The organism is Flammeovirga yaeyamensis (assembly GCF_018736045.1).
Taxonomy (GTDB): Bacteria; Bacteroidota; Bacteroidia; order Cytophagales; family Flammeovirgaceae; genus Flammeovirga; species Flammeovirga yaeyamensis.
Map to the genome: position 1 here is coordinate 60446 of NZ_CP076133.1, position 21757 is coordinate 82202.

The following is a 21757-nucleotide window of genomic DNA, read 5'->3' on the forward strand; positions in this document are numbered from 1 at the left end:
CTATTTACTATGCATAAGCTTCAATATATTCATTCAATGATTCAGTATACCTATTATAAAAATCTGCCAAACTAGTATAATATGTTGTTGTACCGTCATACAATTCATATTGTACATACGTCCTTGTCTTTTTATTAAAAACTAAATAGGAACATTCATTGAATTTACCTCCAATTAATAACGAATCTTTAAAAACTTCATACTCTTCATTCATTCCTTCATTCTTAAACATTAATAATAGTTCGGAATCAAATGATGCTAATTCTAAAATCTCCTCAAAATTAAATAAGATAGGCATCTCGTTACTATTAATGCTAGGAATTTCATAATACATAGACATAATAGCTCTATAATCTTCTGGAAGTTTTACTTCGAATTTTTTTTCAATGTCTTCAAAATTAGGCAGATTGTTTTCCCTTAATATTTTATCCCAATTTTGTGAAGGGTTAGAAAATACAGTATTGTCTACAAAGAATCTATTTTCAGGGTTATTAATAGTAATTTCTTTTAGTTCTAAAAAGGTTCTTTTATACTCTAATATTACTTTTTCTAGTTCTTTCATTTCTTTTCATTTTGATCATTTTAAAAATCAAGAGAAGGCTCTCTAAATAAATAATTAATCAAAAATTATTCCTCAGAAGCCGGATATATTAAAATAATTAAAAACCAACCTACCAGTTATAAAACCTTAAAAAAATTAGCAAAAACACTATTCTAAGTGTCAATATCATACAGTAGTTTACATTTTTTATACGCTCAAGCATACGACCCTTGAGGTAAATAATTCACACTTTAATCCAATCTACCATGAGAAATAAATTATCATTATTCACTTTATTCATCCTTATGGGATTCAACTTATTAGCCCAAGATTCAAAATATATCGAAGTCACAGGAAGTGCCGAAATGTTTGTCGAAGCAGATGAATTCGTATTCGTCATCGGTATATCAGAGTACTGGATTGAGGAATTTGAAAAGAAAAAAGAATTCAAAGATTACAAAAATAAAGTCGCTATTGGTGAGATTGAAAGTCAGTTATTAAAAGACCTAAAAACGATAGGTATCAAAAAAGAACAAATTAAATCTACTGAAGTAGGAAATTATTGGAGACACCAAGGAAAAGAGTTCTTGGTAAGTAAAAAATTAGAAATAAGTTTAACCGATTTCAGTGTCATCAACAAGATTGTTTCTACAGTCGACCGTAAAGGCATTAAAAATATGTACATCGGTGAGTTGAAAAATAAAGAACTTCCAAATTTTAGAAAAGACGTTAAGAAACAAGCTTTATTGGCTGCTAAAGAAAAAGCGGAATACCTAGTAGAAACCTTAGGTAATGAACTAGGTTCTATCATATCTATTGAAGAAATAAATAACGATAATGCTTATTTTAGACCTGCTGCAGCAAGAAGCAATGTGATGATGAGTGCTGGCGAAAGTGCCGAAGCAGATACTGAAAAGAAAATTAAACTGAGATACGAGATTCGAACAAGGTTTGAGATTAAGTAATCGTTCAAAATAAAAAGGTCTGTTGCAATATTTTTATCAAGCTACAGACCTTATTTAAAATATTTTTCAGCGAACTATTTTCAAATACTCATCCACCACTTTCAACACATATTGTCCTTTTGATAAATGGCTCAAATCAATCGAATTGCCTTCTGAATAGTCTTCTTGATGGACCACCTGACCATACAAATTATAGATATACACACGAATTTGTCCACATCCCTTGATTTTGATTTCAGAGGTGAAAGGATTGGGATAAACTGTTAGTGTTTGATGCTGCCCACCAATAGAAGTTGGACTTTCAGTTTCATCTGGAGTTTCTTCCTCTTCGTTTTCCTCTTCCTCATTTTCACCCTCTTCTTCTCCAGGCTCTTCAGGAGTTTCCTCTTCTACAACTGCTCCTTTTTGTTGAATATCTACTACAATATCTTTACAACCTTTCAAGACAATTTCAGCTGAACGATGTTGTCCTGATGTATTTTCTTTTACAGTGATATTCAATACCTGATCTACCTTCTCCACAGTAATCCAATCGCTTAAAGATTCTACATCCCATGCGTCTACAGAAGAAATTGTTAATTGATCTTCCCCTCCTACCTCTGTAAATGATAAGGATTGTTCATCGACTGAAAAGTCGCAAGTAACTACTTCTTCTACATCCATTTGTCGCCTCCAAGGACCTGTCCCGGCTAAAGCTACATAGTAATAAGGTCGATCGTTTTCGATTTTTACTTTTGCTTGTAAAGACATTGGGTTTTCAATATCTCTGTTGTTACCCGGAGCTCTAGTCCAATCCGACCATGCTACCGAACCGTCTTCCTGAATCTCTCCCAAGTACGTTCCATTACCTTTTTTATGTGTGCTTACTTCAGAAGAAATGACAATATGATTTCCAAAAGCGGCCAAACCTCTTAACGTAATGTTCTGATTCTCCCACCAATCTTGAGGACGAATTTCTAACGTTTTAGCGACATCTAACCCTGTAAATTCCCATGATGAAGTAGCGTTCCAATCATCACTTTGTGGGTTTGTATTAAGGTATACTCCCTTTTTGTTATTGATATTTCCTGCTGCGACCAAATACGTCTGACCGTTGAAATCCCATGCATATAAATCAGTCGCTCCACTAACATTACTTTCCATGTTGGTCCATGTGTAAGAACCATCCGATTGTCTTTCTCCTCTATACAAATGTGCATTTGATCCATCCGATCGAACATAAACATATTTATTGTTATTCGGATCCACCCAAATATCTCTAAAGTCTTTGTATCCCATAGATGATAAAGATATCTTCCTCCAATTAGCTGTTCCATTAAATACAGCAACAATATCATCGGCAACATAAATTCCTCCTTCTATGTTTTGACCACCGTAGTTCTTGCCTCTCATCGTTACGTAAACTCTTTTTACAAGGCTTGGATCGTAGGTCATTGCCCTGTAATTTCTTGAAGGTAATCCATTGGTAGTTTGTACTTGGTTAGGCACTCCTCCACCAATTAGTTTCCAGTTACCAGGCCACCCGATATTATCTAAGTTTATCTCTTTAGCATATAATCCACCAGCACTATGACTAGGAATACCATACCCTTTTCTAGCATCAATAAGTACTAGAGCAGGCGTGGTAGGTACTGTTAATACTGACATTGCATTGGTAATACCATTCGGTCCTCTATGAGCCGTCCAAGAATAACCATGATCCAAACTTTGCATAATTCCATGGTCTGCACAACCTTGAATCATATAGCTTTTATAAGCATCCACATCATAACAATACGTCGATGAAAAACCTCTTTCATGAGACATGGCTAAGTCATCATGATGATAGATCACCTCACCATATATTTCTTTCCAACTTGTACACGGGAACTCAGGAACATCCACATCTGAAATAAATAAATTCATTCCTCCCATAGCGACTACTTGATGCTTACTCCATGTCGTAGGGGTATAATCTACTGACCTTACAATAAGATCTCTGTTTTCCCAACTTGGTTCAAAATCGAAACATCTGCCGTCTTTAGGGAGGTTTAGAATCATATCCCATTGATAATTTGATAAATCACCAGCATCATCAAAATTAACAGTGGCTTCCCATAGGCCAATTCTATTGTTGTTGTTATTCCATACAGTACCAACTGCAACTTTATGTTCTTTTGCTGTTGATCTAGGATCCACTTTAGGGTCGTACCACTCAGCGTTAGCTGGTAACTCATCCATTATTTTAATCCAATCACCTTCAATTCCCGTATCAGAAAGTTTGGCCATAAATACCGCCCAACGTTTGTTACCATAACTACCTCCACCTTGTGTTTGATAGGTCGCATACATATATTTTCCATCAGGGGATAACCCTAAACCTCTTGATCCTCCATCTGGACGACTATTCAAATTCGAAGAAGATCCAGCAGGATTCAACGCTTCTGATGGTTTTGTAATTCTCTGAAAAGTAGTTCCTCCATCAGACGAGACAAAGATTCCAGAGGCTGCACCTATATATATATTATCGTTGGTTGGATGGATAGCCACACTAAATACGTTTCTATATCCATCTGTTGGATCATATTTTACAGTCGACCACGTCTCTCCTCTATCTTTTGATAAATAAATGATACGTTCTCCATTCAGCTTATCTGATCCTAAACCCTGACTAGGTATACAAATAGCGGTCTGTCCTTTTTGAGGGTCTTTATTTTGCCATCAAGGTGCCAAAACAACTGTTTGAAAATCGCTAGATACCGCTATAGCAGCAATCGCATCCCCTTTAGTAATATCAATCATTTCCCAGGATACATCGTGTGGATCGACAGCATTGGGGTTAATAGCAATACTTGCCCCATATAAACCACCTTGATATAATTTTTCTCCTCCTGCTTCTTGTTCAATACAAAAGGCCATACCATGACTCAAATCATTAGAAACATATTGCCAGCTTTCTCCAAAATCGTCCGATCGGTAAACCCCTTCCATATCGCTGGAAAACCACAATCTGCCCTCCACATTTTTATCAAAGTAAATATCTTGTACCTGTCCGCCAGCTCCAGGGTTTAAACTTTCCCAACGGTCATTCTCCCCCCATTGTTCTTCTTGAGCGAAGACCCAAAAAGGGCATATTAAAAAAAGGAATAATACGCTTTGTATTCGTAGTGTAAATTTCATTGCTAATTCGTTTAGATTCCTTCGAACTAAAGAAGGAAATGCCGTTCTATAGTCCTATTTTGAAAATCAGAAGAATTTGATTTCTAAAATAGAAGAAAAACTCTCCTACCATAGGCAGGAGAGTTTTGTACATTTTTGTCCGTTTTTTATTGCGGTATTCCCGCATAAGAAAATTCATCACTTTCATCATAACCATATCGAATGGCTTTAGCTTTTAGCTGAGTGATATTTTCTAACTGAATTGGAGAAGTATATATATGCCATCGTTGGTCATCATTTATTTGATAAGCAATCGATGCTCCTTCAGTAACACAGGTCAATACCAATTTTTGATCTTGCATCTTCGATTTCGGAGTTTGTGTCTTTGGCTGAACTCCACCAGGCCACATTTTCTCTGCCTGATCATATTCGTTCAACTCATATAAATCTTTGGTATCTTGTTGCCATTGTGTAAGATCCTTTCTCAATCTTTCTAAAACCTCTTTGTATTCTTTATTAGCAGCAAGATTATTCAATTCATAAGGATCATTTTCTGTGTCATATAATTCTTCCTCTACATTTTTAGGGTGATACAACCAATACGACTGATCTCTATTTAATTTCTTTTTCTCGTCCTGTTCCAACAAGTGATGCATCAGAGGCATTTGATTTAAGAAAGTAATTTGCTGACTGTAATTCACCTCCGGTTGGAAATTTCTCACATATCTATATTTCTTATCTCGAATAGTTCTTCTCACATCGTAACGATTATCCATACGATCTCTCGCACCATATACATAATCTCTTGGTTGTTCTATTAATGATGAGGTCATCGAACGACCTTGCATCCAAGTAGGCTTTTCGACACCTGCCCATTCTAGAACTGTTGGTGCAAAATCGATAAAACTCACTAAATCATCATTTCTTGTCCCCGGTTGAAAATGCTCATTTTGATATTTCTCTGGCATATACACCACCAATGGACATTTTGTACCGCTATCGTATATCCATCTTTTCGCTCTTGGTAAACAGTCGCCGTGGTCTGAGGTCACCATAATGATGGTATTCTCTTCCAAGCCATCTTCTTTCAATTGCTTCAAGATAGTACCGATCTGTACGTCCATACGACTTACATTGTCATATAAACGGGCAATATGTGATCTCGAAATATCATTATCAGGATAATATGGAGGAACAGTCACATCTTCTAAAGCCACCTTTTTCGACTCATCGTACGGAGGTCTTTTTTGTACATCGGGAGCCAATTTACTGACATCAATATTAAAGTCTTCAAAGAAACGCTCTTTCGTACTGTCTGGCCAAATATTGATTTCATGAGTAATTTCAAATGTATAATAGATAAAGAATGGACGATCTTTGTCTTCTTCCGATCGATCTCTCCATGATGGATAATCCACTACTTCATCCCAAATTGTAAACGGATCACCAAATTGATAATCCAATTTTCTATAACTCGCCGTCCAATACCCAGAGGCTCTAAGTAACTCTGGAAAAGCCTTTACTTCTGATGGTGGAACTGCATTATAATTGGGGAATCCAGGCATTGGAATCACACTCTTACTCTGACGCATATGTTGTGTTCCAATAGTCGTGGGATACATACCTGTTATTATCGAAGATCGGCTTGGAGCACACACCCCTGCCACTGAAAAGGCATTATCATAAACCACACCTCCGTTGGCTAATTTATTAATGTTAGGCGTATACGCTAAAGAGTCTCCATAGCAGGCCCAACGCTGACTTAAATCTTCTGCTACCAACCAAATGATATTAGGTCGGTCCATTTCTGATGCAACAGTTGCTTTTTCCTTTTTTAATGTATTACAGTTTGTCAATAAAAAAGTGAGAAGCGATAAATAAAAAAATATTCTCATGACGATGTTTAATTTTCTATCGCAAATTCTCACTTCTCTACCTTAAAAGACTTTTAATTGATAAACTAGAATAGAATTAGGTGGACTTAATATGTCTTTTTGGGTATTTATAAATTTTAATTGATATAATTATTTCCAAAATTAATAATCACCTATTTTTTATCCCTCAGATCCGAAGGCGGAAATCCATAATATTTTTTGAACACCTTACTCATATGAGCGATATGACTAAAGTTTAAATCGAAGGCAATTTCTGTTAAGCTTTTATCGGTATAAGAGATTTGACGGTGTACCTCCTCCACTTTCATTTGATTATAAAACTGAAGCACCGGTTGATCGAAGATGGATTTAAAAATACGGTTCAATTTCGAAACACTCATTCCGTATTCTTCGCTTAATTCTGTGAGATTAGGTTGTTCAGAAAAATCAGAAAGATAGGTATCTTTCAATTGCATCATGGCCTTTAAATCCTCAGGATGGATATTGGTTTTTATTTTAGAAGACTCTTTCTCCATCTTCTCTATGATCGCTCCCATAATATCGGCCGATCTACTGAAGAAAGTAATGTGTCTTCTTTTATCCTTCTCTACGTTGGCAATAATGGTTTTCACATGGTTCTCTATCTCTACATCAAGAGAAAAATATTGTAACCATGGCGATTTATTATCAAAAAGTGTTTTTAGTTTATAATCTGGATTTGGTGTATTAAAGCTGTTGAATAGTTCTAATGAAAAACGCAAGGTGATCCATTGACAATGTGCATCAACAGGAAACTCTAGTTCAAACTTCTGACTAGAATTATAGATAAATACACCAAGATTGGTAAATTTCTTTGTTTGTTCTTTGCTATAAAATGATCCGGTAAAACCGATACGGACAATAATAAAATGCTTCTCATCGTCTGGACTGTATTTTACTAAAATAGGTTTCTTACTGTAGAGATTAAAGATATCAATAAACATATCTTCTAAGAAACAAATTGAATTGGCCTTTACTTCTAACCAACTATTATTGATCAATAGTTCTTCCCCATCCCAAGAACCTCCAAGTTCTTTTGCAATTTGTTCGTAGCCACTTTGGTGGTTAGTATCAGTTGTTGAGAGAATGTATTTTTCTTCCATATATCTTAATATCAAATCCTATAACTAATATAATATTCTATCCTTCGAAATCATATAGTAAGGGCTATTATCAATGTTTTTTTGGTTTGACGATAATTGACAACTGCTTAGAGAAATCGTACAACTCTTTCATTTTCAAAAGCCTGACATTTGTAATGTAATCAATCGGGAAACACGTTAAAACACTCCTCCTGATAGAATTACAAATCAAAATTTATCATTAATTAAAACATAAAAGAAAATGAAAAATTTAAAAAATTACTTCTTCGCTTTTCTTGGATTATTATTCTCTGCAAATGTAATCGCACAAAATAATTCATCTTCTGATTTAAAATTAATAAAGGAGTATAAAGGTGGTAAACTTTATGAAGCCAATGGATTTCTAGTTCCCGTTATTGAAGGTTCCAACGAAGAAATGGGAGAACAATATGGTGCTTTGATGAAAGACGAAATGCAAAAGACCTACGACCTACTAGTTCAAAAATTAATTGATGCTGGAGAGTTAGATGAGGAAACAATTCAGTTTTGGGTAACCCGAGCCTATGGAACAGGTTCTGTAAGAACCAAACAATTCTATGATGGTGTTGCTGAAGGTACAGGTTGGCCACTAAACAAAGTAGTTTTCTTAGACCAAGTAATGGAATTTGGTTACTACTATGGTAAACTTCATTCATTTGCAGGTTGTACATCGATTGCTGCTTGGGGTGAGAATTCAAAAGATGGCGAAATGTATATCGGTCGTAACATGGACTGGAGTGAAGAGTTCTTACAATTCCCATCAATTTTGACGGTAAGAAAACCAAACGACGGTTCATACAAAATGGCGACAATGGGATGGCCTGGAATGTATGCAGCATTTACTGCAATGAACGAAAAAGGTGTATATCTTGACTTACACGATGGTGCTAGTATGGGTGGTTCTTTAGTGTTCCTAGAAAGACCATCGATTATTAATGTGTTGACTGATTTTATGAGTGAATCTCCATCTTTAGATGCTTTGAAAGCAAGATTTAACGGTATCAATAACAGTACTTCGACAATCTATACGATTGCAGATAAAAATAGTGCTGCTTCTATGGAATGTTCGTCGTTAAATGGTAACAGAGTGCGTTTACCAAAAGGTGAATCAATTACTGTGGTAAACACTTTCTTGGTAGACGATTGGGGTCTTGGTAAAAGAGAAACAGTGAGTAATTCTTTAAGAAGATACTCAAACATGGAAGCACAATTAGCAGAAAATAAAGGTAAAATTGATGCTGAATTGACTAAAGATTTAATGGATATCAGAATCTTTAATGAAGACGGTACTTTCAAAGAAAACGGAGGTTGTACTAAACCTGCAAAACAAGATGCTGACTTAACAGTTTACCAAACTGTATTTGATATCAACAATCAGAAAGTATTCTTAAAAGTGCCAGTGCCAGAGTTCTTTGCTGACTGGACAGAAATCGACTTAAACGAATTATGGAAATAATATATTTTAGTATTTAAGATTGATAATTGATTAAGCGGGCTTCATTTTGAGGCTCGCTTTTTTGTCTTTAATAATAAGTTGACGATATCACACAACTAGATGACGATATCTTGTAAATCATACAAGAAACAATCAACGATATTTGTAATGTAATCAAAAGGAAGATAGTTTTTCGACCAATGGTTACGGTGACATAATATTCCAAAAGAGTACTTGATGTTCACAAAATTGAAATTCAATCCATTCCTTTCCTTTCCGGATTGAATTTCTAAAGTATTAAGATTGACTAAACGAGGCCTTGAGAAAGCCTCGTTTTTTTTATGCCTTTCAAGTTTTATTCTATCTTTTATTCATCAAAAAGTAATCTGACGATTTTTGACAACTGCTTAAAGAATTCATACAAATCTTTGGCTTCAGAAAGCGAGATATTTGTAATGTAATCAATCGGGAATACTACTTAAAACACTTCACCTGAGAACGTTACATTAATTATTTTATCATTGTTAAAGAAAAGAAAATGAAACTAGTAAAAGAATTCAAAGCGGGTAAACTTTATGAAGCAAACAACTTCTTGATTCCAGTATTGGAAGGATCTAATATCGAAATGGGTGAACAATATGGTGCTTTAATGTTAGAATCTATGCAACAAACATTTGACCTAGTTGTTCGTCCAGAAATTGAAAATGGATACCTAGACCAAGCGGCTAAAGACCTTTGGGTAAATAGAGCATATGGTACTGGAACAATTAGAACAAAAGACTTTTACGATGGTGTAGCTTTAGGTACTGGTTGGAGCTTAGAAGACGTAGTGCTACTAGATCAGATTATGGAATATGGTATTTACAAAGAGAAACTTCATTCTTTTGCTGGTTGTACTTCAATTGTTTCTTACGGTGAGCAATCGAAAGATGGAGGAATGTACATTGGTCGTAACCTCGATTGGAGCCCTGCTTTTAATAAATTCCCAACTGTATTTACTGTTAGAAAACCCAACGATGGTTCTTACAAAATAGCCACTGCAGGATGGCCTGGCATGTACTGTGCTTTTACTGCCATGAACGAGCATGGGGTTTATCTTGATGTTCATGATGGTACTAGTATGGGTGGTTCTTTAGTCTTCCTTGAAAGACCTTCATTATTGAATACTTTAACTGATATTTTAAGTGAAACAAAAGATCTTAAATCAATGAAAAGTAGATTCAATGGTATGTTGAATAGCCTTTCTATCATTTTCACATTAGCTGATAAAAACGATGCAGCATCTGTTGAAGGTTCATCTTTAGGAGGTAATAGAATTCGCAGTGCAAAAGACGATACTTTGGTTGTTGCTAACACATTCTTTAACGAGGATTGGGGTCTTGGTTTGAGAGAAACTGTAAGTAACTCTATGAGACGTTTCTCAAACATGACAGATCGTTTGGCTGAAAATCGTGGTCATGTAGATGCTCAAATGACTCGTGATTTAATGGATATCAGATTGTTTAACGAAGATGGTACTTTCAAAGAAAATGGCGGTTGTACAAAACCTTCATTACAAGATGCCGACCTTACTAACTATCAAACAGTATTTGATATCAACGATCAAAAGGTATGGATCAAAATTCCAGTTCCAGAATATTTTGCAGATTGGACTGAGATCGATTTGAAAAAACTTTGGAACTAAGTTTCTAAATAGAAGAAGTGGTCTCGTATCAAAAGCTCCGGAATTCCGTGGTGATCAATACGAGACCACTCCTTCCCTTTTGCTTCTTACCTCTTACTTTATCATCCTTCTCCTATGAAAAAGCTGCTTTCCTTCTGTTTAATTTTATTTTCCTCCCTACATCTTTCCTTCGCTTCTGATGATCCAAAACAGAACTTGTTGAATGAAAGTTGGAAAAGCTTTCAAGATAGTTTGAAGTTCACATTAGATAGTCGTTTAGATTTCCAGAATACTCGATATCAAGAACAATTTGATCCTTATTACAACGATCAGCGATTTCAGTTTTCTAATTTCAGAATCGGTTTAGAAGGAAAATTCAACCAGTATTTTGGGTTTCAATTTCTCTATTCACCCAACGATGCAAGAGTGGGAATGAACAACTTGAATGATGATATTTTATATGCTAATGTACACTATACCACCCATAATGGAAGATGGCACTTTAAAGCAGGTAGAAGTTTCTTAAATGTGGGTACGGTGGAACAAACCTATAACCCAAACGATGTATATACGTATTCGATTGTTGGTAATCAATTAGGGGTTTTTAAAACAGGTGTCACCTCAGAATACCGATCAAAAACTGGACAAAGAGTAGGTATGCAAATCGTGAATGCCAATGTGGATTCCTTAGGGCAGCAAATCAATTTACAATATAACTTTTATTGGTACGGTCGTTTGATGGATGACAAAATCAAAACCTTTGCGAGTTATACGACGATCAACGATTTATCAAAAAGTTTTTCTTCGACGCCTTATGCTATCAACTTGGGTATACAGTGGAGTTGGAATAATTGGCAATTGGATACGGATTACGCTTATGTGAAAAATATGCCCAATTTTACTGATAATGCCATCTATCAATCTGTCCCTATCCGTCTGATGTATTATGGCAAAAAGTTTAGGCCATATATCAAATATATTTATGATAACATTCAGTTTAATAGCGATAGGATGATCGATAAAATCAATGGTGATCATGCAGATCTGCAAACTGCAAATATTCATACGTTAGAAGTGGCATTACAATATTATCCATTTCCTGATAAAAACTTCCGGTTTCATTTAGTTGGAGCTTATGCTTCTGATACACATCAATATAAAACGGATGATCAAAACGAATTCTTTAATTCAAGAATAAGAATTAGTGCAGGTGTTCGTATTGGGTTAGATATGATAAGAGGATGGTAAAATGCCACTCCTATCAAAAGAAAAGAGTGGCATTATGAGTGGTTGTTAGTTTATAGTCTGATGTTTTCGAATATCGTCCAATAACTGTTGTAATTCTTCTGCAACTTCTGGAGTATCGACGACACGATTATCGAATTCCTGTGGATCGATAGATAAATTATACAATTGCTTGTTCGGATGCTTTGGTTCCGATTCAACAAAACGTGGTTTAGAAAATCCACCTGATCCTAAATTTTCTATCAATTTCCACTCTCCAGATTGAATAGCAAATAGGCCCACTTGGGAATGATAAACGGCTGTTTTCCTTGGTTCAAAATCAGCTTCTTGATGAATGACTTTAGCAAAACTATGACTGTCTTCTGCTTGCCCTGCTGGCACATCACCTCCGATAATATCTGATAATGTGGAAAGTATATCAGTAAGTACAATCAAATCGTTTGACTTTTGCTTTGCTTTGATACCTTTAGGCCAGTGCATCACCAACGGAATATGATGTCCTCCTTCGTATAGATCACCTTTCTGTCCTCTAAAATGTGCATTTGCATGATGTCCATTCCCTCCATACTTCTGAATATTCTTTAGTGGAGCTCCATTGTCTGAAGTAAATATCACAATCGTATTCTCATCAACACCATTTTCTTTGAGCGATTTCATGACTTGTGCCACTACGTCGTCGACCATGTACAAGAAGTCGCCGTATTTACCTGCATTGGATTTGCCTTTGAATTTTTCATCAGGTAGCCAAGGTGAATGTGGAGCCGTAATAGGCATGTACACAAAAAACGGTTTGTCTTTGTTTTCTTTTATAAATGATGAAGTTTTTTGAACGATATCAGGCAACACATCATTATGATCAAAATTTTCTGCTGCCGGTCCGCCTCTCCAAATTCCTTTATTATACAATTCACTTGGACCCGAATCGTTGATAGAATGTGTTAAAGGGGCTGTTAATCCTCCGTTTTCTACCATTACATAGGGAGGCATATCTAAAGATGCACTTGTGCCATAAAAGTAATCGAAACCAATTTTATGATGCCAAGTAGTGTCTGTAAATGATGCCGATAAATCAACATCCTTTTCTTTGGCCAATACATTGAAGAAGATCTTCTTTTGTGTTCTTTGCTTGTAGTTTGATGTTTCTTTTAGTTGCCAAGGTAATCCAAGGTGCCACTTACCAATTGATGCTGTCGCATACCCTTTCTCCTTAAACATTTTACCTAAGGTGTATTCATTTTGGATTAATGGAAGATCATACCCAAATAGCACCCCGCTTTTTAATTTAGAACGCCATGAATATCGTCCGGTTAATAAGGAATACCTTGATGGCGTACATACTGATGAAGCAGCATGTGCATTCGAAAAGGATAAGCCAGAATTGATCAGTTTATCTAATGCTGGAGTTTCAATTTTAGAGTCACTTTGATGTGCTGATATATCTCCATACCCAAAATCATCGGCTAAGATGAGTAACACATTGGGCAATTTATTTTTTGTTTTGTCTTTCTCCGTTTTAGCATAAAGCAAGCCCACAATAAAAAGGGAAAGAAGGATTATATTTCTTTTTTTCATTTCATGTCTAGCTTAATTCTCTACTTCTGATAATTGTCCAGAATTCGTATGGAAGATCAATTTTCCGGCATTCACTAACTCCGAATGCGACAATTGATAGATTTCATCTCGGGTTTTATCACCTACTGTGATTTGATTAAAAAATCTTTCGTTTTTACCCGTCTTTACAATTTCTATCGTTTTTCCCTCATAAATATAATCATCTAAATGCAATATTGCTTTATCAAATTTTGGAGTGGTTAACTGATAGGTTGGAATGCCTGGTGCATCTGGAAAGAAACCTAGTTGTGAAAATACTAACCATGCCGAGAGCGTACCTGCATCATCATTACCCGGAATACCGTCAGGGGCATTTGTAAAGTGTAAATCTCCTTGATTCCTCACCAATTCTTGAGTTTTCGATTCTTTCCCTTTTACATAATTAAATAGATAAGGGAAAGTAATATCTGGCTCGTTGGTCAAATCATATTCTCCATTCTCGAAAAGTTCCGACAACTTATTATGAAAAACCTCTTCGCCCATTAATGCTTTTAACTCGTTCATAGCATGCGGCACAAAGAAATTGTATTGCCATGCATTTCCTTCTACGAAGCCTTTACCTCCACTTCTTTCCCAACGGATATCAAAAAATCTGTCGGTAGGGTCGAAGCTTTCCAACCATTCTCCGTTTTTCATCTTAGGTCTAAAGAAAGTCGTTTTAGGATCGTATAAATTCTTGAAAGACTGACTTCTCTGATAGAACGTTTCCGCTACTTGATTTTTACCTATCGCTTTAGCCAATTGGGCTATATTGAAATCAGCTAAATTGTATTCTAGTGTGGTGGATACAGGCCCCCAAACAATACCGTTGGTCCAACTAAATTTCTTGGGATCTCCACCTCGATCATCAATAGGAATAAATCCATGATTAATGTACTGTTTGATACCCGGTCGAATTAAATTATCGTTGGTATCTAAAGCCGATTTCAACATTCCTTCTAATGCTAAATCTGTATCAAAATCGGTAATCCCTTTTAAAAATGAGTCGGTAATTACTGGAACCGCTGGATCGCCTACCATACAAAAAGTATCGTAACCAAAGAGTTCCCATTTCGGTAAACGTCCACATTCCTTGTACATTTCGACCATAGTCACCACCATATCTCGTTGTTCTTTCGGATACATAAGAGCCAAGAAAGGATGTAGTGTTCTATAAGTATCCCATAAGGAAAAAGTACTGTATCTAGTGTAATCGTTGGCTACTAAAACTTGCTCCGTTTCTCTCGAATAATACTCGCCGTTTACATCACTTACAACGTGTGGAAGAAGTAATGAATGATACAGGGCGGTATAAAAAATAGTTTCGTTATCGACATTAGAAGTTTCAATTTCTACCTTAGACAATTGTTCATTCCACTCGTTAACTGCTAACTGATGTACTTTTTCGAAAGAGTAATCTCCCTGTTCTTTTCTCAGATTTTCTAATGCATTTTTAACAGAAACCAAAGAGATCCCCACCTTTACTTCTATTTGCTCAGTGTCTTTATCAAATTCCCAAACAACGCCTGCTTTTTTTCCTTCTGCTTCTTTGTCCTCTGTTGGCTTTTGGTCTTGATAAACCGTTACTTTATTTGAAGGTTGGTTTACTTCAATCGCAAAATAAATTTCGGTGGATTTAGGGAAACCACAGAAACCACCATCGTATTGTGCTCCTGTGATTAAATTGGGATTGACTACTTTGAGTTTACCACCTTTTCTATGTGATGCATTGGCACCCATGTCTAAAAATAGATTGATCTTCTTTCCTTTTCCTTCATTCTTAAATCGATACAGAGTAGATCTTTGTGTGGCCGTCATTTCTGCATAAATTTGATGTTTATCTAATGACACTCCGTAGTACCCTGCATGTGCTTTCTCTTTTGAATACCCAGAAGCAAAATTGTCAATTTCCCAATCGAAATTTCCTCTTGATAATTTTAAAGGAACAGATCCTGCAATAGGGCAACCTAAACCTGATAGATTGACGTTACCAAAGCCATAAATTTGTTCGTCTCCATATTCATAATAGGCAGGTCCGTTGGCTTTTTCTCTAAAGTTCTTTGTATGTGGAAGTGCAGAAGCCATACCCCATGGTAAAATAGCTCCAGGGTTTGTGTTTCCTTGGTTCGTTGTACCAATAAAAGGATTTACTTTTTGGGAATAATCCTCTTGGTTTAGCATCAAATTTTCGCTTGGTTTTGGCTGACACTCCCAAAATAAGGTGGCCAAAAGTAAAACGATTATACCTTGTTTCATATCAATTAGTTGCTTTAAAGTTCTCTACCGTTTGTTCAATAAATTCGAGTAATAACTCTTTATCATTTAGGTTGACCTCATACATCAACCAATCGACCGTCCATGAGGAGGTTTCTTGGGGGGAGAGATGTTGATATGCCGAATGTTGCTCGACCTCAACCATAGGTAAAATAGGAGAAACATAGATTTCTATTTCCCCTTGTGAAGGTGTGATACTTGCCAAAGGTTCGTTTTTAATCACTTTGATAAATAGTACATTATCAACCAAGTAAGCTACCCAACCTTTACTATCTATAAATAATTTATTTTTGCCTTTATAAGGTAATTCTAAATCTTCATCACCAATATTAAAATGTATGATCTCATTTTTAGGATCATAGATCTTGTCGAATTTTTGATGATCTATATAAAGGTATTTTTCATTTGCTAATGGGATATTATCATCAAAACGTTGATCTACTTTTACCATTATTTCCCCGCCTTTTGGCACTCTAGAAACTTCCCAGTGTCCAAAATCTACCACCGCTTTAGATATATTCTTGGCAGCATAAGTCACGGATAAATGATGCTTATTCAATAGGCGATATTCTTTCTTTAATTGCAACCCCATCGAAGCACATTCCTGACTTTCTAATGTTGTTTTACTTGGAGAAGAAGAAATCACTTTATAGGGTGCCAAATCAATTTCTTTTGGAGGAGGCCAACCCCATAAAGTTTGAGGTGCCGGCCACCATACAGAACCTCCTAGTTCTTTATGACCATCGAATAAAAGAAGTGTCCCGTTAAAGGTAACTTGGGCAATTCGTCCTCCTCTTTCTATATCAAAAGTGACTTCTGTACTTTCTGATTGAAGTTTTTGTGCTTCTACTTTCAACATTGGAAAAACAATCAGTAAGAGTAATACAATATTATTTATTTGCTTTTTTTTCATGCTTATCTGGATGTACACCCCATTCCAATCGTTTCTCCTGATCGAAATTTGGATTGTCTGTAGGTAAGTCTGCTTTTACTTTATCAAGATGTGTTTCTAAAGATTTCAACATCTTCTTTTTCATCTTTTTATGGGTATCAGAAAGGTTGTTTTGTTCTCCAATATCATCCGACAAGTTGTACAGTTCCACCTCTTCTGTTACATAATTTTTGATGAGCTTATAATCGCCCATACGTACAGAAGAAGCTGGATCTCCATGATGAAAAACGGGGTAATGCCAATACAATGGTCTTTGATGATTTACATCTTTTCCTGAGAATGTGGCCACTAAACTTTGACCATCTAATGGTCGATTGCCTTTCTTCACACCTGCTAATTCCAAGAAAGTAGGAAAAAGATCTATACCACTTACAGAAGTATTTGATACTGTATTTGGTGATATTTTACCGGGCCATCTTGCCATCATTGGTACTCTTACTCCACCTTCATATAAATTGCCTTTTTCACCTCTTAGAGGAGCATTTGATGTCACCGGCATATTACCGCAGAACTCTAGATATTTTAAATCATAGGGTTGATATAAACCTCCATTATCCGAGTACAATACCACAAAAGTATTCTCCGATAAACCGAGTTCATCCAATTTATCTAACACTACTTTTACGTTATTATCCAACGACTTGATCATGCCACCATACAATGGATTATTGACCGGCATTGTCTTTGGCTTTTCTTCGAAATGTTGTACTAAACTATCTGGTGCTTGCAGAGGAATATGCACTGCAAAATGTGAGATGACCAATAAGAATTGTTCGTCTTTATTTCTCTCCAAAAAGTCGCAAGAATAATCGGTAAGGGCATCTGTTAAATAGACTTCATCATCAATTTCTTGTTTGGGGTAAAATTTGTCTGACAGTTTATAATGTCTTCCACCACCTTGGTACATGACTACGTCGTCAAAGCCTTGTTTGTCTACAAAGTGTTCCTCATCATCACCTAAATGCCATTTGCCAAAATAACCTGTTTTATAGCCAGCATCTTTAAGCGCTTCGCCAAATGTTTCTATTTCTAATGGTAAATATTGTGTTCTATTTATCACCGCTAACTTCTTCTCATAGGGACGCCAATGTCCAGGCATCCAATCGGTAATACCTAATTTTGCTGGATACATTCCTGAAAATACTCCGGCTCGTGCTGGCGAACAGACAGGAGCAGGTGCATATGCATTGGTGTATCGAATACCCTGTTTTGCAAAGGCATCAATCGCTGGGCTCTCATGATAGGTATTTCCGTAGCAACCTAAGTCTGCCCAACCCATATCGTCGATATAAATAAAAACAATATTGGGTTTTTTGTTTTGAGCATAAACCAGATGTCCCAGCAATAGCCCAAATAGAATGAAGATCTTTTTCATAACATTCGATTTATTATCAGTTTTTAGCCAATTATTGTTTTACTATTCTTTTGGCAAAATGCTCGTTACCCGAGTGAACTTGGAAAATGTAGAGTCCCTTAGGTAGTGAATAAGATATGTCCTGAATGGCTTTTTGAACATCAGAGAGCTTACCAGTTATAGAAATTATTTCTTCACCTATCACAGAAATAACGGATAAGTACAATTCCTCTTGAGGTAGCTTAAACTGAAGTGTTGATCCTGACTTCCAAATTGTTGGGTAAATATCCACCTTAGATGTGGTTGGATAAATTGAGGTAATATTTCCTCCCGTACCATTAATTGTATATGTTTTTGGAGTCGATCCAACATTAGAAGAGATGCTCAATTCCGCAGAAACTTCCGATTGAGTTGGCTTAAATTCTATTGAAAAATCAGTACTTTGAGATGGCTCGAGTACATTATTAAGGCCATCAACATTTAGAATAAATTGATCTTTATCTTCTCCTGAAATCTTTACTTCGTTTATTTCTAAATCAACAAATCCGTCGTTTAGAATTTCAAAATGTTTTACATTATCTGAAGCATCATATTCACCAAAATCAAACTCCTTTTCCACTTTTTCATTTTCTACAGATAGTGCAAAAGAAGGGTTCTTATTGATAACAGCCGCTTTGAAATTAATGACCATAGTGCTATTATTTTCAGCATTTGTCACCACAGTTAACTTGGCATCATAATTACCATAACTCAAAGGACGGAAACGCACCATGATCAACTTATATTTATTAGGGTCAATATCAGTTGGTAAGGCTTGAAGATTATATAACGAACCTTCAATTTTACTTTGGTTTTGATCCACAAGAATAGTCGTATTTCCTAAGCTTTTCATTTCAATGCTCACTATTTCCTCACCTCCATTGTATTCTAAATCACCTAGATCTATAGTGGCATTATTTTCTAGTACTGTACCGTTATATTTATACTCCACTTTATAAGTGTATTCAATATCAGTTTTCGACGCTTCGAAAGTCAACTCCACATCATCATCGTAGTTTTCGAAGATCACATTTAAAGTAGAAGAAATATCTCCAACAGCATTCGGAGTATAGATAAGCTCTACATATTCAGTAGTGCCTACTTTGATCTTTGCAGGCAGTTTTTCCAACATAAAATCAGCATGTCCCGATAGCTGGGTAGCATTTACATCGATGATTAAATCTTGATTACCTGTATTTTTTATCCCTATTGATCGCTTAATTGCAGCACTTTCATTGGTAAAGTCTCCAAAGTCATGAGTGGTGCTATTTAAAATATCCTTAGCATTTAATGATAAGGTATAAGAAGGAGAAAGCTCCTCTACATTGGCTTGAAAAAGAATGGTGAATTTATCGTTTGCTACAGAGTTGCTAACGATCTCCAAAGAGAAGTTTTTTGCGCCTTCTAACTTCCCTTCAAAATCAAGCGTAAAGCTTTCTGATGCTCCCGATGAAATACTACCTGTCAATTGATCTAACTGAAGAGTGACCTCATTATCTGTATCTCCAATTATTGTTACCAATGCATTATCCAATACTAAATCTTCCTGACCATTATTAGAAATCTCGATCACTTTTGATGTTGATGTAGTTAAAGGTACAATACCCAAATTCACTTTTTGATCATTATCCATTGATTGATTATCAATAGATACGCCAATTCTAGCTGATTGATTATCTGGAGCTGTTTCTGCAATTAGAATACTGAAAGCAGGCATACTTACCGTGTTCTCCAATTGTCCATCTTCCACATCGGCATCGTTAAAACTTCCAAGCCAAGTGCTAGCTATTTGATAATCCTGTCCAACCAATTCAGGAACGACAGTTAAATCTTGAGCTTCTCCAGAAAAATTGATAATTAAATATTTGTCGTTATTCGAAGGATTATTAGAAAACTTCCAACCCTGAACATTGGCAATTCCGGTGGTTAAGTCCGTGGTTCCATCAAATTGTAGTTTTTGTGCTTTAGTACAAAATCTTGATGCCCAAGAATACATGGCATAAGCTCTACCAAAACCTGTTAACCTGTTATTACTTCCTCCATCAGCAAATTGATGAAAGGCCAATAAACCTAGATTACCGTTCTTCATCCAGTTATTGGACTGGAAAATAGTCGCCAAACCTAAGCCCCAAGTTTTTTCACCTTGTGCAGAATTGTTACTCGATAAATCAAATTCTGTGAACCAGTATTCCATGTCGTCTGGCATTTTAGAACGAAGGCTATCGAATTCCCAAGATTCTTTCAGCGATTTTAAAGCAAGTCCTAATTCATGAGCATCTTCAGTAACACTTCCTTCGTGCACCCCTCCATAAATGTGAAATGAAACTGCTTCCACTAAATCGCGGTCTATTTGAGTGATTACTTTCTCATTCCAACTGTTTCTACGAGATGGCGAATCCGAATTATTATCCGATCCTGTCGCAGCCAAACGAGCATTGGGATACAATGCTTTTAATTTAGCTGCCCAATTATTTACAGCAGATGCGTAACTGACGCCATCACCAGGAAAAGCTCCTCTCATTTTTGAATCGCTCGAAGACCCTGCCGAATAAGGTTCTACAGCTGCACCTCCATTGGAACCTGTTCCTGATGGTCCAATTCCAAAAAAGTACTCATTACCAAATTCAATATATTTTACAGGAATTCCATTTTGCTCGGCTTGTTCTAACATAGCTAAGGCATTTGCAAAACGGTCGTCCATCATTGCCCACCAATCGTCGCTTTCGGGAGATTGATTTACAGAACGTCCCCATAGTTTTTCATAATAATCAGCTCCCGGCGTCACCATGTTTAAAACAAACATTACATTGGTACCACCATTCATCTCATCATACAATAGTTTGAGATCATACATTGGGTTTGATCCTCTTGTAAAAGTCGTTACCCAATTAATTACATGTTTCCTCTGAACGAAAGGTCTTAAATCATCATTGGTAATATCAATCTCATTTCCTTCAGGCATACCAAATAAACGTCCTTTTCGGTGATCCCAATAAGTACTTACTGTACCACCCGGATACCTTATTAAAGGAGAGTTTGTTTTTACCCATGTGTTTCTTCTCGCATCGTTAGACCAAGGATTAAATATATTAGTAGTATTGTTATTATAACCTGCCATATCAGGTAATATTTTCACTCCTTCATCTTCCCCTGAAATCGATATCTGTGCGTTTGCCGTTAAGTTGACAAGACCAAAAAGTATAATGTAAAAAATTGTATATTTCATAGTTCATCCATTTCTATTATTAGAGGTAAAAAGACCTGTACATCTTCTTACAATACAAAGAAAAACAATAGAAAATGCTCTTATATTCTATTTTATAAATCAGAACAAGAAGAGATTTTTTGTGGAATAAATTTTCATCGGATTTGGAAATCCACAGAAAAAAAAATATGGATTTAAAAGTCTTCGGATTTTCAAAAAAAACTGATCAAGTTCTAAATAAATTGCCTTTTTACACACTATAATCCATATTACAACCGTACAACATAATTAATCAACATGACAGATCTAACTCAACAATCTC

Annotated in this window: 14 protein-coding genes; 4 read left to right on the plus strand and 10 right to left on the minus strand. The window is 35.9% G+C overall.

Going from position 1 to position 21757, the window contains the following annotated elements:
- Positions 1-7: 7 nt before the first annotated feature.
- Complete coding sequence (locus tag KMW28_RS20770; RefSeq protein ID WP_169662440.1) at positions 8-562, minus strand: hypothetical protein; 555 nt, start codon at positions 560-562, stop codon at positions 8-10.
- A gap of 245 nt (positions 563-807) precedes the next feature.
- Here KMW28_RS20770 and KMW28_RS20775 point away from each other — a divergent pair, with 245 nt between their 5' ends.
- Positions 808-1506 (plus strand): SIMPL domain-containing protein, encoded by a 699-nt coding sequence (locus tag KMW28_RS20775; RefSeq protein WP_205958115.1) that lies wholly within the window; start codon positions 808-810, stop codon positions 1504-1506.
- 66 nt (positions 1507-1572) lie between these two features.
- Here the strand turns inward: KMW28_RS20775 and KMW28_RS20780 are convergent, their stop codons facing one another.
- From KMW28_RS20780 to KMW28_RS20795, 4 genes are all read right to left on the minus strand, one after another.
- The gene (locus KMW28_RS20780) at positions 1573-4035 is read right to left on the minus strand and encodes a T9SS type A sorting domain-containing protein (RefSeq protein WP_169662439.1); all 2463 of its coding nucleotides are present in this window, start codon (positions 4033-4035) and stop codon (positions 1573-1575) included.
- A gap of 171 nt (positions 4036-4206) precedes the next feature.
- Positions 4207-4665 carry a beta propeller repeat protein gene (locus KMW28_RS20785; RefSeq protein WP_169662438.1) on the minus strand — a complete coding sequence of 153 codons (459 nt, stop codon included), beginning with the start codon at positions 4663-4665 and terminating at the stop codon, positions 4207-4209.
- A gap of 146 nt (positions 4666-4811) precedes the next feature.
- Positions 4812-6539: a sulfatase-like hydrolase/transferase gene (locus KMW28_RS20790; protein ID WP_169662437.1), complete on the minus strand. Its 1728-nt coding sequence runs from the start codon at positions 6537-6539 to the stop codon at positions 4812-4814.
- Positions 6540-6691: 152 nt separating this feature from the next.
- Entirely contained in the window at positions 6692-7660 is a 969-nt protein-coding gene (locus KMW28_RS20795) for a helix-turn-helix domain-containing protein (RefSeq protein WP_169662436.1), read from the minus strand.
- A 241-nt stretch (positions 7661-7901) separates the two neighbouring features.
- Between KMW28_RS20795 and KMW28_RS20800 the strand changes: the two genes are divergently transcribed.
- From KMW28_RS20800 to KMW28_RS20810, 3 genes are all read left to right on the plus strand, one after another.
- Positions 7902-9134, plus strand: coding sequence for a C45 family autoproteolytic acyltransferase/hydolase (locus KMW28_RS20800; RefSeq protein ID WP_169662435.1), 1233 nt, complete (start codon positions 7902-7904; stop codon positions 9132-9134).
- A 517-nt stretch (positions 9135-9651) separates the two neighbouring features.
- Positions 9652-10797 carry a C45 family autoproteolytic acyltransferase/hydolase gene (locus tag KMW28_RS20805; RefSeq protein ID WP_169662434.1) on the plus strand — a complete coding sequence of 382 codons (1146 nt, stop codon included), beginning with the start codon at positions 9652-9654 and terminating at the stop codon, positions 10795-10797.
- A 114-nt stretch (positions 10798-10911) separates the two neighbouring features.
- The gene (locus KMW28_RS20810) at positions 10912-12024 is read left to right on the plus strand and encodes a porin family protein (RefSeq protein ID WP_169662433.1); all 1113 of its coding nucleotides are present in this window, start codon (positions 10912-10914) and stop codon (positions 12022-12024) included.
- Positions 12025-12069: 45 nt separating this feature from the next.
- Here KMW28_RS20810 and KMW28_RS20815 read toward each other — a convergent pair whose 3' ends face one another.
- Genes KMW28_RS20815 through KMW28_RS20835 form a run of 5 tightly spaced genes read right to left on the minus strand, consistent with a single transcriptional unit; the run spans position 12070 to position 21456 of the window.
- Entirely contained in the window at positions 12070-13593 is a 1524-nt protein-coding gene (locus tag KMW28_RS20815; RefSeq protein ID WP_169662432.1) for a sulfatase family protein, read from the minus strand.
- Between the two features lie 12 nt (positions 13594-13605).
- A complete protein-coding gene (locus tag KMW28_RS20820; RefSeq protein ID WP_169662431.1) occupies positions 13606-15867 on the minus strand; it encodes a GH92 family glycosyl hydrolase in 2262 nt (753 codons plus the stop codon).
- A 1-nt stretch (position 15868) separates the two neighbouring features.
- Positions 15869-16798, minus strand: a complete 930-nt coding sequence (locus tag KMW28_RS20825) for a DUF4380 domain-containing protein (RefSeq protein WP_169662430.1) — start codon at positions 16796-16798, stop codon at positions 15869-15871.
- Positions 16776-18212: a sulfatase gene (locus KMW28_RS20830; protein ID WP_169662429.1), complete on the minus strand. Its 1437-nt coding sequence runs from the start codon at positions 18210-18212 to the stop codon at positions 16776-16778. Before KMW28_RS20830 ends, KMW28_RS20825 begins: the two co-directional genes overlap by 23 nt.
- 31 nt (positions 18213-18243) lie before the next feature.
- Entirely contained in the window at positions 18244-21456 is a 3213-nt protein-coding gene (locus KMW28_RS20835) for a choice-of-anchor D domain-containing protein (RefSeq protein ID WP_169662428.1), read from the minus strand.
- Between the last annotated feature and the right edge of the window lie 301 nt (positions 21457-21757).

Coding starts and splice junctions, on each gene's coding strand:
- KMW28_RS20795 (WP_169662436.1), bottom strand. CDS start 7,660: ATGGAAGAAAAATACATTCTCTCAACAACTGATACTAACCACCAAAGT.
- KMW28_RS20835 (WP_169662428.1), bottom strand. CDS start 21,456: ATGAAATATACAATTTTTTACATTATACTTTTTGGTCTTGTCAACTTA.
- KMW28_RS20775 (WP_205958115.1), top strand. CDS start 808: ATGAGAAATAAATTATCATTATTCACTTTATTCATCCTTATGGGATTC.
- KMW28_RS20805 (WP_169662434.1), top strand. CDS start 9,652: ATGAAACTAGTAAAAGAATTCAAAGCGGGTAAACTTTATGAAGCAAAC.
- KMW28_RS20800 (WP_169662435.1), top strand. CDS start 7,902: ATGAAAAATTTAAAAAATTACTTCTTCGCTTTTCTTGGATTATTATTC.
- KMW28_RS20820 (WP_169662431.1), bottom strand. CDS start 15,867: ATGAAACAAGGTATAATCGTTTTACTTTTGGCCACCTTATTTTGGGAG.
- KMW28_RS20825 (WP_169662430.1), bottom strand. CDS start 16,798: ATGAAAAAAAAGCAAATAAATAATATTGTATTACTCTTACTGATTGTT.
- KMW28_RS20830 (WP_169662429.1), bottom strand. CDS start 18,212: ATGAAAAAGATCTTCATTCTATTTGGGCTATTGCTGGGACATCTGGTT.
- KMW28_RS20815 (WP_169662432.1), bottom strand. CDS start 13,593: ATGAAAAAAAGAAATATAATCCTTCTTTCCCTTTTTATTGTGGGCTTG.
- KMW28_RS20790 (WP_169662437.1), bottom strand. CDS start 6,539: ATGAGAATATTTTTTTATTTATCGCTTCTCACTTTTTTATTGACAAAC.
- KMW28_RS20785 (WP_169662438.1), bottom strand. CDS start 4,665: ATGAAATTTACACTACGAATACAAAGCGTATTATTCCTTTTTTTAATA.
- KMW28_RS20810 (WP_169662433.1), top strand. CDS start 10,912: ATGAAAAAGCTGCTTTCCTTCTGTTTAATTTTATTTTCCTCCCTACAT.
- KMW28_RS20770 (WP_169662440.1), bottom strand. CDS start 562: ATGAAAGAACTAGAAAAAGTAATATTAGAGTATAAAAGAACCTTTTTA.